The sequence below is a fragment of the Pseudomonas crudilactis genome, from assembly GCF_013433315.1.
GTDB lineage: Bacteria > Pseudomonadota > Gammaproteobacteria > Pseudomonadales > Pseudomonadaceae > Aquipseudomonas > Aquipseudomonas crudilactis.
Genome location: NZ_WXVV01000001.1, coordinates 284,191 through 300,088 on the forward strand (window position 1 = coordinate 284,191; position 15,898 = coordinate 300,088).

A 15,898-nucleotide genomic window follows, 5' to 3' on the forward strand; every position below is an offset into this window, starting at 1 on the left:
AGATCAATCTTCCTCGTACTTCCAGAGCAGATGCGCAGTTCGTTTAAAACTCGGCAGATCAGGTCAAGTAACCGCTGCCAGATAGAGGAAAGGTCATTATGAGGAAATACCTTGCGTTGATATTGATGGTTTTTTTATCAGCCTGTCAGATGCGTGAAACGCCGGATACAGAGCAACCATCAGCCGGAGAAAACATCGGGATGACGGTCGCATCAAACGCCCCCCGGAATGGCGCAATCGCAGCCACCGATCTGACCCGTCAATATAATGATACGCGAGGTAACTGCGGTACGGATTCGAAGCCCGCATTCTTGTGTCGGGGTGTCATGCTAAGAGCCACTTCGGCTTCGGATGCGTACTCCAGCTGGAATCCCAGTCCCGCCTCGGTGAAAAGTGGCGGGGTTTCGTTTTCTTACTTGAGTAAGGATTCGAAATTCACCAAAGTCTACGGCTACAAGAACGGGCTGATCTTTTATCCCGTACTCAATCGTCCATCTGGCACAAGGCAAGTAGAAGTGCTCTGTGCTTTTCCGATGGATGGAGGCACCAACAACCGAACAGCCGCCGGTTGCGGCCCGCACCGCCTGGATACTACGGGCAGCGGTCCTTGTCTTACCGTAGGCATTCGCAACTCTGCACTCTGGGTAGCGCGCTGGAATCAGTACAAGATGGGCTACAACATGTGTGGCTTTGACGTGAGCGATGCCATGAACTCTCAAGCGGGGCCTTCATTCCGCCACACGATGAACGCTCATAACGAGGTAGGCTTTTTTGCCGGTGTTCATGATTACGTGGAAATCATTCTTAAAACCTGGCCCCAAGACATTCCAAAAGAGCTACCCCTGCAAGCATTCTTTTATGTAGAGGGAGGCCTTTCCGGTGCTCAGCACGATCAACGTGACTACTTCAACAAAACCGGTGGAAGCGTTATGCCGATCATTAAACTGACGCTACCGACTACACCTGCTGCCGATGCGCAGTTCACCTATAACCCCGCAGACCAGGTCAAATAACCAACCGACGGGCGTCGGCCTTGCGCCGACGCATGGCTCAGGCCAGCAACTCCTGAATCTTTTCCTGCAACACATCCAGATCGAACGGTTTTTCCAGAATCGGTGCCTTGCGCGTAATCGGGCTGCCCGTCTCACGGATTTCCTGCGGGTAACCGCTGATGAAAATCACCTTCAGATCAGGACGCAGCTTTACCGCAGGTTCGGCGATCTGCACGCCGGAAATACCGCCGGGCAAGCGAAAGTCGGTGATCAACATGTCCAGATGTGGCTTGCTCGCGAGAATTTCGAAGGCCTGCTCGCCGTTTTCGGCCTGCAGCACGCGATAGCCCTGGCCCGACAGGTAATCTGTCAGAACCATCAAGATAACCGGTTCGTCTTCGACGACGAGTACTACATCTTGCGCATCTACACTCATGGGAAGCCTTTGTTCGGTCAATAGCTGCTGATACGACCGTGTGGTCACTCAGAGGTTGCGTCGGATGTGCCGTTTTCCTCGACCGGCAGACAAACGCGAAACAGGGCGCCCTCGTTGATTTGACTCTCGACGACGATGGAACCGCCATGGGCGGTGACGATCTGCTCGGAAATGAACAGACCCAGTCCGAGGCCGGCCACTACCGTCTTGGCGGAGACCCGTTCGAACTGTTGGAAAATGCGCTTCTGGTTCTCTTCACTGATGCCGATTCCGTGATCCTGAACCTCGACCCGTGCCTGGTTGCCCTGACGGTAGACGCGCACCTGAATCGGGCTTCTGCCACCGTAACGCAAGGCATTGGTCAACAGATTGGAAATGACCTGTTCGATGCGGAACTCATCCCAGCAACCCTCCACAGGATGCTCCGCTTCGAAGGAAACAGTGGTTTCCGCTGCCTCAATCTGCTGCGCGAAGTTCTGCAGCAGATTGCTCACCAACTGCACCAGATCAAAACGGCTCGGACGGATCGACAGCTTGCCGGTGCGGATCCGCGACACGTCGAGCATGTCCTCTATCAGCCGGATCAGGCTCTTGATCTGCCGCTCATCGCGATCGACCATGGCGTGCATTTTGTCGAGGGTGAACGCTGCGGCGTTGTCCCGCGCCAGGTGCATCTTGCGCAATTGGGTTTCAAGTATCAGGCCGTTGAGCGGCGTGCGCACTTCGTGAGCGACGATTGACATGAAGTCATCGCGCATCCGCACCGCTTGCTCAAGTTCAAGCTGGGTGCTCTGCAACCGTTGCAGCAGTGCTTCCTGCTCACGCCGGGCCTGCTCCAGGGCTTCAACCTGTTGCTTCATGGCTTTGCTCTGGCGGTACAGGTCGACAAACACGTTGACCTTGCTCTTTACCGCGTGGATATCCAGCGGCTTGTGCAGGAAATCCACCGCGCCGCTTTCGTAACCTTTGAACGCGTAGTTCAGTTCACGGCCGGCGGCGCTGACAAAAATGATCGGGATGTTCTTGGTTTTCTCGGTGCCGCGCATCAACTCCGCCAGTTCGAAGCCGTTCATGCCCGGCATCTGCACGTCGAGAATGGCCATGGCGAACTCGTGTTGCAGCAGCAGCGACAGGGCTTCGTCCGCCGACAGCGCCTTGTAAACAGTGCGGTCTTCGCGTTTGATCAGGGCTTCGAGAGCCAGCAGGTTCTCGGGCAGATCGTCGACGATCAGCAGTTTTGCCTGGATATTACTCAGCATGCGATTCGTTCCAGCTCGACTAGCAGACGGCCGATGCCGTGAATGGGTAAGACATGATCCGGCGGCTGAATTTTCAGCGCGGCCAGAGGCATGGTGGCGACCTGAGCGTCTTCGGGGTCTTGCACGATGGTCAGCCCGCCGTGGCGTTTGACCTGGGCCAGCCCGCGCGCGCCATCGTGATTGGCACCCGTCAGCAACACGGCCGCCAGCCTGGTTCCGTAGACATCGGCGGCGGATTCGAAGAGATAATCGATCGATGGCCGGGAATGATGAAGGCGGTCCTCAAGGCTCAAGGACAGACTGCGATCCTGTTCCACGGACAGGTGATAACCGGGGGTGGCGAAATACACCGTACCGGCCTCGATGTCCTGTTTGTCCGTCGCCTCTTGCACCGGCAGCAGCAGACGCCGGGCAAACACCTCGGCCAATTGGCTGCGGCGCTCTTCAGGCAAGTGCAGCACGATGATGATCGGCAACACAAACCCCTTGCGCAAAGGGCCAAGCAGATTCATCAATGCTTCGACACCACCGGCCGAAGCACCGACCACAATAGCCTCGATTCGAGGCAGATCCGTGGTGTCGTTCATGATTTGCGGTAGATCCGTTCTTGTTTCACCAAGGGCTCGAACTGGTTGGCGTAGCTGGAAAAATCCAGCGTCTCTTTGCTACCCAGCACCAGAAAACCGCGATGGCAAAGCGATTCATGGAACAGCCCGAACGCTCGATCCTGAAGTTTCTTGTTGAAGTAGATCAACACGTTGCGGCAAGAAATCAATTGGGTTTCCGAGAACACACTGTCGGTGGCCAGGCTGTGATCAGCGAACGTCACGTTTTCGCACAGGCTCTTGTCGAAAATCGCGTAACCATAAGCGGCGGTGTAGTAGTCGGCAAATGAACACTGCCCCCCGGCCTGCTGGTAGTTGGCGGTATAGGCACGGACGTTCTCCATCGAGAAAATCCCTTGCTTGGCCTTGTCCAGCGAGCGTGGATTGATGTCCGTAGCGTAAATGATCGTGCGATCAAGCAGGCCTTCTTCGCGCAGCAGAATCGCCATCGAATAGACCTCCTCGCCGGTGCTGCATCCGGCGATCCAGATCTTGATCGACGGATAGGTCCTGAGCAGCGGCACCACTTCCTTGCGAATCGCCAGAAAGTGCGACGGGTCGCGAAACATCTCGCTGACCGGAATCGTCAACAACTGCAGCAATTGCATGAACGCAGTCGGGTCATGCAGGACTTTTTCCTGCAACGCCGAAATGGTCGCGCACTCGAATTGGCTCAACGCGTGTTGCACCCGGCGCTTGATCGAAGCGCCTGAGTAATCGCGAAAATCGTAGCTGTACTTGAGGTAGATTGCCTCGATCAACAGCCGCAATTCGATTTCGCTGTTTCGTTCCACGGAGTGACTGCGTTCCACTAAATGCGTTCCATCTTAGGTAACCACACGCGAATCAGCGAGAACAGGCGATCCAGGTCGATGGGCTTGGCCAGGTAATCATTGGCGCCCGCCTGCAGGCAACGCTCCTGATCGTCCTTCATGGCCTTGGCCGTCACGGCAATGATCGGCAATTTGCGCCAGCGCGGATCCTTGCGGATTTCAATGGTGGCTTCGAAACCGTCCATTTCCGGCATCATCACGTCCATCAACACCAGATCGATGTCCTCGACTTCGTTCAACTTCTCAATCGCTTCACGGCCGTTACGGCCGATCACCACGACCGCACCTTTGGTTTCAAGGGCACTGGTCAAAGCGAAAATGTTGCGCACATCGTCATCGACCAGCAGCACTTTGCGACCCTCGAAGACCTTGTCGCGGCTGCGCGCGGTCTTGAGCATCTTCTGCCGTTCATGGGACAACTGCGATTCGACTTTGTGCAAAAAGAGTGTGACCTCATCGAGCAGACGTTCCGGCGACCGTGCGCCCTTGATGATGATCGAACGCGAGTATTTGCGCAGGTCTGCCTCTTCATCGCGCGTCAGGTTACGACCGGTATAGACGATGACTGGCGGGAAAGAGCAGATGTCTTCGGTGGACATGCGCTTGAGCAGTTCATTGCCAAGCATGTCCGGCAGCTTAAGGTCGATGACCATGCAGTCGAAAATCGTCGTGCGCAGCAAATTCAGGGCGTCTTGCGCCAGGCCCACGGCGGTGATCTCGATGTCTTCGTCACCGATCAGCCGAGCGATGCTCTCGCGCTGCAGATCGTCGTCCTCGACCAACAACACTCGCTTGACCTTCTGGGTCAGTTTGGCTTCCAGACGGGCAAACACATCCTTGAGTTCTTCGCGGGTAGTCGGTTTGACCGCATAGCCAATAGCCCCCATGTGCATCGCCGCTTCGACGCGGTCCTCAACCGAAATCACATGCACAGGGATGTGGCGGGTTTCGGCGTGTTCCTTCAAGCGTTGCAATACGGTCAGACCGGAGTGATCCGGCAGGCGCATGTCGAGCAGGATCGCGTCCGGCACGTACTCGCGAGCCAGGTCGTAACCTTCATCGGCACCATGGGCAACCAGACACTGATAACCGAGCTCATGCGCCAGATCGTAGAGGATGTGCGCAAAGTTAGGCTCGTCCTCCACCACCAGGATGCAGCGAGTGGCGAAGGGTGCCTTGTCACGGTCATCGGCGAAACGCGGAATGTGCACCGGCGCCAACGGCGAAACCGAAACAGCAGGTGCAACGGGCGCGGTCACCGCTGGTGCTGGCGGGGTGAAGGTCAACGGGGCGCTCGATACATCGCTGAGCTCGTTGTACTGCTGCGGCAACACCAGCGTGAACACACTGCCCTGCCCCGGCACACTGCTGACGCTGATGGAACCGCCCAGCAAGGTCGCCAGATCCCTGGAGATCGACAGGCCGAGCCCGGTGCCGCCGTACTTGCGGTTGGTGGTGCCGTCAGCCTGGCGGAACGCCTCGAAGATGCTTTCCTGCTGATCGGCGGCAATGCCGATACCCGAATCACGCACGATGAACGCGATGCGATCGTTGGGCTGACCGCTGATCGTCAGGCTGACCGCGCCTTGTTCGGTGAACTTGAGGGCGTTGGACAGCAAGTTCTTGATCACCTGTTCCAGGCGCTGGCGGTCGGTGAACAGCGTAGTCGGCGCGTCCGATTGCAAGGCGACGGTGAATGTCAGGCGTTTGTCCGCCGCCAGCGGTTCGAACACGCTGCGCAGGCCATCGGCCAGACGCGCGACGCTGGTGGTTTCCGGAATCACTTCAAGCTTGCCGGCCTCGACCTTGGAGATATCGAGGATGTCGTTGATCAAGTTGAGCAGATCGTTGCCGGCGGAGTAGATCGACTCGGCGAACTTGACCTGCTCGGCGCTGAGATTGTCCTGCGGGTTTTCCGCCAGCAACTTGGCCAGAATCAGCGAGCTGTTCAGTGGCGTGCGCAGTTCGTGGGACATGTTGGCGAGGAATTCGGACTTGTACTTGCTTGAGCGCTGCAGCTCTTCGGCGCGCTCTTCGAGCTGCACCTGAGCCTGATTCAGTTCGGTGTTTTTCAGATCCATGGCGTCGCGTTGCTCGGCCAGGGTCTGCGCCTGTTCGGCCAGCTGCTCGTTGGTCTGCTCCAGTTCGACTTGCTGGGTCTCCAGATGCGCCTGGGACTCCTTGAGAATCCGCGATTGTTCTTCCAGCTCTTCGTTGGCGGTTTTCAGCTCTTCCTGCTGCACCTGCAACTCTTCGTTGAGCTGCTGGGTTTCGGCCAACACTTCCTGCAGGCGCTGACGGTAGCGCGCAGCCTCGATGGACGTGCCGATGTTCGCGGCAATCAGCTCCAGCAATTCGATATCGCGATCATTGAGTGGACGCAGGAAGCCCAGCTCGATCACGCCATTGACCCGATCGTCATCGCTGGTCGGCACCACCAGCACACTGTGCGGCAAGCCTTCGCCCAGCCCCGAGCTGACTTTGAAGTAGTCCGACGGCACCGAATCCAGACGAATCAGCCGCGCCTGTTGCGCCACCTGCCCGACGATCCCCTCACCGCTGTAGATCGACTGCTCCTGCTCTTCCTGCTCGCGGGAGAAGCCATAAGTCGCCACACGCTTGAGACCGCCGTGCTCTTCACGCACGTAAAGCGCGGCTACGGCGGTGCCGAGGTATTGCGCACAGAATTGCAGAATATTGCGCCCCAACAGATTCAGCGTCAGTTGCCCCAGCACCTGCTCGGCCAGTTCGGTCTGACCATTGCGCAACCACGCCTGCTGCTCAAGACGCTCGGCACTGGCTTGTTGTGCAGCAAGATTGGCGCCGTAGTTGGTCGACAGATTGACCAGATCACGTCGGCCAATATAAGCCAGCAAACCACTGATACCGGCGATGAACAGGAGGTAAAGGCTGATGCTCCAGATTGTGGTGCGGCGCACCTCTTCATTGCGCGTCGTGCGCAAGACCTGCTCGGTCTCGATAACGTCTTCGAATTGCTTGCGGATTTCGTCCGTCAGGCGCTTGCCACGCCCGGCCTTGACCGCGCCGCGGTAATCGCCGCTGGATCGCTGCAGATCGATCATCGATTGCGCGTAATTGGCCCACTCGGTCTGCAAGGCCTGGAGGCGGCGCAGACGATCGGTTTGCACCGGATTGTCGGCAGTCAGTTCGAGCAAGGTATTGAGCGCCACGGTGATACGCGGCTTGGCGGTCTCGTAAGGGTCGAGGAAGTGCTCGTCGCCGCTGAGCAGAAAACCACGCATGCCGGTTTCCAGGTCCACGGTGAGCTTCACCGCTTCATTGGCGTTATTGATCACCCGGTCGGTGTGCTCCACCCACTGGATAACCGACAGCAGATAAGTGATCAGCGACACGAAGAACACGGCACTGAGTACACCGACGCCCAAGGGCAGACTGATGTTGCGACTCAGGAGTTTGCGAAACCGTTGCTCATCAACCGTAGACGGAGAGGACATGGGGCAGCCTTGTCGAACTGTTGAAAACCCGAGAGTTTGCCCCAAAACGGTGGTATGGATCCATTTTTCTCACAGCTTTGGCAGCAAATTCCTACATTTGCTCGCGTCTAGAGACACGCCAACAGTTATCCTTGCCTGGCCATTTGCAGCGAATGTTTTTTGTATCAAACCGGGAACTTATGGCCATGCGCCACTTACTCATGCATAAGCCCGGCAGATTCGACCGGCCGATACCCCTGAATTTCTATCTTTGAGAGCCTCTATTATGTCCACCCCAGCGTCCATCATCCTTGTAGTAGAAGACGATGCCATTGTGCGCATGCTGATCGTCGATGTGCTGGAGGAGTTGGAGTACAAGGTGCTGGAGGCTGACGGCAGCGAACAGGCGCTGGAGTTTCTCAATGACGAGAACCAGAACATTGATTTGATGATGACCGATGTAGGTTTGCCGGGTATGGATGGTCGTGAGTTGGCGACTGAGGCACGCCTCGTGCGCCCCGCCCTGCCAATCCTGTTTGCCAGTGGTTACGCTGAAAGTATTGAAGTGCCCGAAGGTATGCAGGTCATCGGCAAACCCTTTTCGATCGATCAATTGCGCGACAAAGTAAAAAGCATTACTCAATAAACAACTCAACGGACCGCCCCTTTCAAACAACTTCAAGGGGCAGTCCGGTCTCATATTTTCGCGAATAAAATACAAGCTGGCGAGCTGTTGAAAAACACACTCACATAATGCTTCTTGATAAGCGCAGCCCAACAAAAGAGGATCACTCAAACATACAAACCAAAATAAACGAATTTATTATGACCCTAAAACTTTCAAACGCCCTGAATCAACGTTACTTATCCCGCCCTGCCCCTTCTTCTAACCGCCACCGTGAACACGTTGCAAGCGATAACCGCGAACGAGAGGAAGTGATATATAAACTCAAGCAGCGCTCAGCACATCTTGCTCCTGCGCAAAGAATTTCACTGGAAGGCGCAAAATTTTCTGTGGAGTCGGGATCGTCACTTGAAGACGCCCTGCTTCCCGGCAGGCAGCTATTGCAACGGATGTCCGAACAAGATTCCTTCAAACGACTGCTGGGCAAGCTAAGACTTTCCGAGCACTCAGACTTTGAAGTAACCGCTGAAGGCGAAATAAATGCAAAACACTCCGGTGCTATCGCGAGTTTTGCAGACGCCTTCAAACTTTCCCCCGATCTGAAAGACGATCTGCAGACACTGGTTGAAATGGCCCATTTGACCGGTGGCAAAATTTCCACCACAGACGAAGTTGATTTAGCACAATGGCTGGCTTTCCACGGTTACTTGGCCCCTCGTCATGCCGCCGACGTTTACCGGTTACTGGCATTCATGCAAGCCGCCCCTCCTGCAAGCCCAGAGTTGAGCAACTATTGGGAAATGATAAAGACTGGAGAAGGCAACTCGGCGACGCTTACTGCAACTGAGCGCAGTGAGTTCCGCAAACTCATCATCAGTTACATCAAGGATCAATCGTTACTGGAGCATTTGTCGGAGAGCATTTTTGGCGGACGAACTGCGCCCTTCACACGTGCCGAGGCTGAGGACATTATCAAGGCACTTGTTTCCAGCCCCATCGCTGCTGACTGGGCCGACGCTTACGTACGGGATCTTGACTGGTACGGCGCGCGCGACAACCAACCGCAATCGGAAACGTCGCGCAAGCAGATTGTCCTGACTTCGCTGCTGCTCAATCTTCATCCTCAAGTCGGAGAAGATGTACCGCGAAATCATGTTGCCGGTTTCGATTTGTATGCTGCCAAGCATATGGAAAAGTCCTTCGCCGAGATTCAAACCGATTTCGAGAATCACCTGATCGAGCACCACAGGGTGAGTAAAAAGAATGCAGCATTGGCCGCTCACTTGCTGCTGGCGGAGCCTGCGCCGGAATTTCTGGTCAAAGGTCTACCTGCCACCCTGCTAGTGGGAACGCCGCAATGCGTGGAATTTTGCCGAATCGTAGCGGTGCAAGAAATCATAGCGCCAGGCTCGACTCGATCCATGACTTACGCGCAATTGCAGCAACTTTCGACACTGGAACCAGTGACCGAATCACGCAAGATGCTCGACGCTTTGGCAGCCGTGGATCCTGTGATTGATTGGGCAGTGCTCAACAAAATCGTCACGCCTGATGACGTCGAAAAATCAGTCACTGACTCACTGAAAGTCGCCACGGACGCCTACGCCCGACATGCGAGGACGCTTGCCGAAAACGCTGAAACACTGACGCGTCAACTGCCAACCCGCAAAAGCGTCGCACTGGATATCCTCAAGCAGGTCGCCAAGGGTTGCACTTATCTTGAAAGCGACGTCCTTCAGCAAACGCGCAATCGACCGCTGGAAGACGCTTACATTTCGCTAAAAATGTCACCTGTCGAGTTGCATATGTCCAACGACCTGGCGACCGGCAATTGGGATTTGAAAAAAGGGGAAAGCATCTATACAGCGTTCCCCAACATGCGCCGTAATCTGGTTTCTCCCGACGATGAGTTCTACCGTCAGTTCAATCGGGCCTATCTGGCGTATGCGCAAGCGATGAATATGCATTTGAAGCAAGCATTTACGTCAATGCCATTGCTCGACCGGATTCGATTGCTCAAGGGCAAGGTGACGATGTTCACCGTCAGGCCCTCGGTCGCCAGACTCCAATCGATTACCGGTATCTCGGCCAATCCTATCGCGACGACCCTTGACGCCATTCTGAAAACGACTGAGCGCAAACCGACGGAAAGTCATAAAGAAATAGATGAAGCAAAGGGTCGCTACGGCGTAGTGGTCTGCTGCGAGTTCGAAGGCCGGGTGACCTGTTACGAATTATTCACGCTGCACGGCGTCTGTCGCGAAAACACCGAGCTGGCCAAGCTTGTGCAAAGGGAAAACCTGTTGAGCGCTCCCGCTCGCAGCAATGAGACGAATTACTCTGCGCCTGCGAAAATTCATCAACTGCCGATGAACATCGAGTGTTATACCCATGGTGTAACGCCCGGTCTCGTGGACGTCAGTTCGGGGGTGATCGACAAAGTTGCCGAGTTGTCAGCCGTCGCGCCACTGTCGCCAATAAATGGGTACTACCAGAGCTTCTACTCGACAGAGTTCGACCGTCTGGTGAACTTCGTACTCAAGCACAGACCAGTCGGGACTTACGATGAGTTGGTTAAAGAGTGCTGGGGCCAGACCCGGCTTGAAGCATTGCGTGCAAAACGGGACAAGGACCTGGACACGTTTCTCAACTTTGTCGTGCCCTTCAAGTCATGCATCGAAGATCTCGGTTCAGACGACATCGAGCGACAATTGGACGGAGCCAAGGCGTGCACCCTGGAAGCCGCGATGACCGTTCTGTTAGTGGTCGGAGCCATCGCAAAGATTGCCAGCCTGGCCGCCACGAGCATGAGTATCGCCACCAAGGCCAGCAAGATAGCTTCGACAGGCGTTGGCCTCGTCAACAACTTGATCAATCCGCTGGATGGAGCAGCCGATTTGCTTGTGAATGGTGCCAAACTTTTGCGCAAAGGTTGGCACAGCAGTGTGGCTGCCCTCGAAAGCGCCATTTACGATGCGCGCAAATGGTCGGGAAAGACGCCCTATCACGCACTTTCGAAGGCTGTCGATCCAGACACTATCCGCCTGGGCATCCGACAAACTGCGCAAGAATTTGCAGACGTGTTTCAGGTTTGGGGCATACGCCACAGTGATGAATGGTACGCGTTGAACCGTTTGGGCGAACCATGGGGCCCCGAGTTAAGAAACCTGAAACTGGTCAACAAATTCAACGTTCCAAACCCTTTCAAGCGAGCAAAACCGTTCAGCTACACCCGTGGATTTTTGAAAAAAGCCATTCCCCACGCCAAGAGTAAAATCGACAACACGATCCAGTTACTCTTGGATGGTCAGAACGATGATCTCAGATCCGTCATCAAGCATGTCTTCGGCATTGATTCGAGTGAGGCCATTGAACAAATAACCAGGAACTTGCGCGCCATGCGCAAGGACCTCGATTCGGTAGGTTTGCATAACATGGTCTTTCGGCCACCTGGTTCCGACGCAATCGCTGCGTTACAACCTCAAGCCTATAAACGTTGGCAAGCGGCCGTACGCTCAGGCGAGAAGCTGGACATCAACACAAGAACATTCCTGTCCATTTATCCTGACAACATGGATGAATATTACACGGTGGCGAAATTCGATGACGCCAGGGTCGGCGATATCCTAGTGCATGAGATGTCCCATGGTGCGCCGGATACGCTTGATTTGTATTACGGTGAAATAATACAAGGTGCCATCCCGGCAGAATACAACGCGGTCGGGTTACTGGAATTTGCCAGAGACGCGCACAAGGCCCATCCTCAAAATCTCAGTAACCCCCATTTCCGCTTAGGTGTTTTAAAGGGTTATGAGGAGTTTAAAGCGACGATTTCGAGCCGACCAAAAATCGTACAAGAGTACCCTGCGTTGTTAAACGCCGAATCTTATTCATTGGCGGTTTCGTTGATCGACCAACATAAAACCAACCATGCAACATTTATGTTCAACCTATCCACCATCACCAACTCGATCAATAACACAGCTCCCGGCGAATTTCTTTCCGGGCCGATCCTGCTCAATCTGGCCAAACCAAACTTTTAAAACCCGCAGATTTTCCGGGCCGCAGCACTGACAGAGGGCGCAGGCAACCACCACTGTGGTTTAATTGCGCCCTTTTTTCGCCCACGCTTTGCTGCATAGGATCACCGCTAATGACTCAGCCCGTTACCAAAGTCCTGGTCATCGGATATGTCTGGCCCGAACCGCGCTCGTCCGCCGCCAGTGGCCACGTCATGCAGATCCTCGAAACGTTTTTGCAACAGGGTTGGGACATCACCTTCAGCAGTCCCGCCGGCCCCGGCGAACATAAGGCAGACCTCTCTGCGCTGGGTATTCGCGAAGTATCCATTGAACTCAACAACAGCAGTTTCGACGTATTCATCAGTGAACTGGCGCCAGATATTGTGCTGTTCGACCAGTTCATGATGGAGGAGCAGTTCGGCTGGCGGGTTGAAAAGCACTGCCCCGAGGCCCTGCGTGTGCTGGAAACCTCCGACCTGCAAAGCCTGCGACATGCCCGCCATCAGCGGCTCAAGGACCGCCTGAAAGCCAACAGCGATCAGGACGACTTCAGCGATCTGTTTGCGCCGGCATTGCGCGAAGAGTTTGAGTTGATGGCCGATACTGATCTGGCCAAACGGGAAATCGCGGCGTTGTACCGCTGCGATCTGAACCTGATGATCTCCGAAGTTGAAATCGAGTTGCTGGTCGAACAATTCGGCTTGCCACGTCAATTGCTGCATTGGTGCCCACTGATGATTGACCTGCCAGGTGCCCCCCCTGCGGCCTTCACCGATCGAGCGCACTTTGTAAGCATCGGCAACTTCCGGCACGCGCCCAACTGGGATGCGGTGCTCTGGATGAAATCCATCGTCTGGCCACTTATACGTCAGCAATTGCCGCAAGCGCAGTTGCACATCTATGGCGCGTACACACCGCCCAAGGCCACGGCGTTGCATAACGCTGCGCAGGGTTTTCACGTGCTGAACTGGGCCGAAGACGCGTTGCAGGTCATGTCCGCCGCACGGGTTTGCCTGGCCCCGCTGCGCTTCGGCGCCGGTATAAAGGGCAAACTGGTTGACGCCATGCTGTGCGGCACACCGAGTGTCACCACCCCCATTGGAGCGGAGGGCATGCATGCCGGTCAGCCGTGGCCCGGTGCCGTCGCGCTTTCGGCGACCGAGTTGGCCAACCAGGCCGTTTGCCTCTATCAGGATGAAACGCAGTGGCAGGCGAGCCAATTGGCGGCAAACACCTTGCTCGGCGAGCGCTACCAACGGGCAGTGCATGGTCAGGCGCTGATCGAAAAGCTGCGTGATTGCCAACTGAACTTGCCGACACTCAGAGCCAATAACTTTATCGGCAGCATGTTGCGGCATCATGCGCACAAAAGTACTCAATATATGGCGCAATGGATTGAAGCAAAAAACCGCAATACGTCGCCAACGTGACGACCAGTAACCGGTCGTGACGACACACACTGCATAACTACCGATATTGGCCAAACAAACATCAAGCGCTATAACCATCCGCTCTCGCATCAATAATGACTTTCATTACTCACTTGTGCCGGATGGATAACATGACGCAATTCAACAGACAAATACTGCCTCTTTACGAGTGGATGAATGCAGCCCCGGAAATCGACACACTTTCACTCAATGAGCTGACATTGCCAGGCACCCATAACGCCGGTTGCGACCTGGAAGCCGACTATTCCAATGTATTTACGCGTAACTGGTTCGCCTGCCAAGACATATCCTTTTACAGTCAGCTCAACCGCGGTGCCCGGGCGCTTGATGTGCGCCTGGTTTACAACCCCCATGCGAACGGGCTTGAAAAGTTCCGGTTTGTACACGACAAGACCTGGTCTTCGCGCACGCTGGCCGACCTTATTCGTGACATTAAAGCGTTTCTCGAGAGAAGTTTTAATGAGTTCATCATTTTGGACTTTCACAAAATCGAACACGGCGCTGAACCCTTCGATTTCAAATACTTCAATGAGGTAATGAAGGTGCAACTGGGTGAGCACATCATCCCCACCGGCAACAGACACCTGACACTTGGTCAATTAAAGGACGTCAGCCGACTTCAGCGTGTGCTGGTCACCGGACCTGCCAACCGCCACCTGGACCGAACCGTCTTCGGTGCGCAAATAACCCATCAATGGGCCGGCAGTGACTTTCTGAAAGTTGTCGGAGATACCCTGGAGCAAATAGCTCAACCCCAACACACGCGCCTGCAGGCGTTCATTGCCAGAGTGTTGGCTGAGCCTCCTGAGAAGTCGGCACCCTGGTCGCTGTCGGCAGCCATCTATGACGCTGGCGGGCCTGTCAGAATGCTTGATCAGCTCGACACGTGGTTCGATCCAGACAACAGTGACTGGGCAGAAAAATGCAGCATTATCAACTTCGATTTCATAAAAAACTCAAAACTCGTTTATTTCTGCTATCAGGCGAATATCAAGAAGGCCTTTGAAAAAACCCGAGGGTATTCTTCCTATATCCTCCGCCATTCAAACAGCTGACAAACAGTAAACCAAGCGAATCATGTTCGCCAAGTAACAAACAAAAATCACTTGGCGGCATTACCTAGCGCACGCCCGCATCCACCGATACACGTATTGCATTAAACAAAGCATTGGCCAATCAAGTCCCAGACACTATAAACATCCTGCGCGCACAACTTCTATAACTTTACGCAGGATAATGAAATGCTTGACACCAAACTCGAAAACATTCCACCCAATCAATGGATGTCTGCCATCCCGCAACTTGACAACTTGTCCCTTTTTGAACTGACACTGCCTGGAACGCATAATTCGGGCTGTGACTGGAAAGCCTCGTACGCATTGCTTCCAGGCAAAAACTTCATCGCCTGCCAGGATGATTCTTTCTACACGCAACTCAACCTCGGCGCCCGAGCACTGGATGTTCGACTCGAGTATCACGACAACGCCAAAGGTTTCAGTCAGTTCCGTTTTCAGCACAACGGGTATCTTACTTCGCGAACCCTTGAAGATCTTGTTCGCGATGTCAACAGATTCCTCTCGGAAAGGCCGGATGAATTCATCATCCTCGACTTTCATGAACTGAAAAAAGGTGACAGTGAGTTCAACTTCATCAAGTTCAGGGATTTGATGCTGGAACATCTTGGCGAACGGATGATTCCCACCCATAACGTGTACCGCTCACTTGGCCAGCTCAAACAATCAAGCGCTCTGCAAAGAGTCCTGGTTACAGCGTCGATGCCATGGAACGCAAACGACAATCGGTTTTACTCACCAATCAACCACAAATGGATCGGCCAAAGCCTTGTCAGCACCACTGACCTGCACCAATTCATTACAAAGGTAATGGCCGAGCCCAGGAGCAGGAAAAACCTCTGGTCGCTCTCTGCTACGTGTTTTACGTTTCCCGGCGGCCCAAAGCGAATCCTTGATGATCTGGACACCTGGTTCTCCCCGGACAGGACAGGCTGGGCGAAGCTGTGCAACATCATCAATTTCGATTTTATTAAAGACTCGAAAATTGTGTTTTATTGCTGTCTGGCCAATCTTGAGAAAGCTAACGAGAAGGCGCAGTAACGCTGCGCGTGCAGTCTGATTGAGTCAGCTCATGGAATCCTTTCGCAACGAACTGGCGCGCGCCACGGCAAACGAGGCATGATCGGCGGGCGATAACAAAAAAAGC

At 54.6% G+C, this 15,898-nt stretch carries 11 protein-coding genes; 6 read left to right on the top strand and 5 right to left on the bottom strand.

Annotated elements, in window-relative coordinates; genetic code table 11:
- Nucleotides 1-98: 98 nt before the first annotated feature.
- A complete protein-coding gene (locus GTU76_RS01170) occupies nt 99-1,013 on the top strand; it encodes a halovibrin HvnA (RefSeq protein ID WP_175554407.1) in 915 nt (304 codons plus the stop codon).
- Between the two features lie 37 nt (nt 1,014-1,050).
- On the opposite strand, the gene GTU76_RS01175 is transcribed toward GTU76_RS01170, so the two are convergent.
- The 5 genes from GTU76_RS01175 to GTU76_RS01195 are packed head-to-tail and all read right to left on the bottom strand — an operon-like array spanning nt 1,051 to nt 7,601.
- Nucleotides 1,051-1,428, bottom strand: a complete 378-nt coding sequence (locus GTU76_RS01175) for a response regulator (RefSeq protein WP_003225116.1) — start codon at nt 1,426-1,428, stop codon at nt 1,051-1,053.
- 44 nt (nt 1,429-1,472) lie between these two features.
- On the bottom strand, nt 1,473-2,687 hold the full coding sequence (locus GTU76_RS01180) for a hybrid sensor histidine kinase/response regulator (protein WP_016987303.1): 1,215 nt from the start codon (nt 2,685-2,687) through the stop codon (nt 1,473-1,475).
- Nucleotides 2,681-3,274, bottom strand: a complete 594-nt coding sequence (locus GTU76_RS01185) for a chemotaxis protein CheB (protein ID WP_016987304.1) — start codon at nt 3,272-3,274, stop codon at nt 2,681-2,683. The genes GTU76_RS01180 and GTU76_RS01185 overlap by 7 nt, the downstream gene beginning before the upstream one ends.
- Nucleotides 3,271-4,104, bottom strand: coding sequence for a CheR family methyltransferase (locus GTU76_RS01190; protein ID WP_095120878.1), 834 nt, complete (start codon nt 4,102-4,104; stop codon nt 3,271-3,273). The genes GTU76_RS01185 and GTU76_RS01190 overlap by 4 nt, the downstream gene beginning before the upstream one ends.
- Nucleotides 4,104-7,601, bottom strand: a complete 3,498-nt coding sequence (locus GTU76_RS01195; protein WP_180697883.1) for a response regulator — start codon at nt 7,599-7,601, stop codon at nt 4,104-4,106. The genes GTU76_RS01190 and GTU76_RS01195 overlap by 1 nt, the downstream gene beginning before the upstream one ends.
- A gap of 265 nt (nt 7,602-7,866) precedes the next feature.
- Between GTU76_RS01195 and GTU76_RS01200 the strand changes: the two genes are divergently transcribed.
- The 5 genes from GTU76_RS01200 to GTU76_RS01220 all read left to right on the top strand — a co-directional run bounded on the left by GTU76_RS01200 (nt 7,867) and on the right by GTU76_RS01220 (nt 15,792).
- Complete coding sequence (locus GTU76_RS01200; RefSeq protein ID WP_016987306.1) at nt 7,867-8,226, top strand: response regulator; 360 nt, start codon at nt 7,867-7,869, stop codon at nt 8,224-8,226.
- Between the two features lie 179 nt (nt 8,227-8,405).
- Nucleotides 8,406-12,248 carry a hypothetical protein gene (locus GTU76_RS01205; RefSeq protein ID WP_246375985.1) on the top strand — a complete coding sequence of 1,281 codons (3,843 nt, stop codon included), beginning with the start codon at nt 8,406-8,408 and terminating at the stop codon, nt 12,246-12,248.
- A 110-nt stretch (nt 12,249-12,358) separates the two neighbouring features.
- Complete coding sequence (locus GTU76_RS01210; protein WP_180697884.1) at nt 12,359-13,657, top strand: glycosyltransferase; 1,299 nt, start codon at nt 12,359-12,361, stop codon at nt 13,655-13,657.
- Nucleotides 13,658-13,788: 131 nt separating this feature from the next.
- Nucleotides 13,789-14,733: a phosphatidylinositol-specific phospholipase C domain-containing protein gene (locus GTU76_RS01215; protein ID WP_180697885.1), complete on the top strand. Its 945-nt coding sequence runs from the start codon at nt 13,789-13,791 to the stop codon at nt 14,731-14,733.
- Nucleotides 14,734-14,919: 186 nt separating this feature from the next.
- Complete coding sequence (locus tag GTU76_RS01220; protein ID WP_180697886.1) at nt 14,920-15,792, top strand: phosphatidylinositol-specific phospholipase C domain-containing protein; 873 nt, start codon at nt 14,920-14,922, stop codon at nt 15,790-15,792.
- Nucleotides 15,793-15,898: the final 106 nt, after the last annotated feature.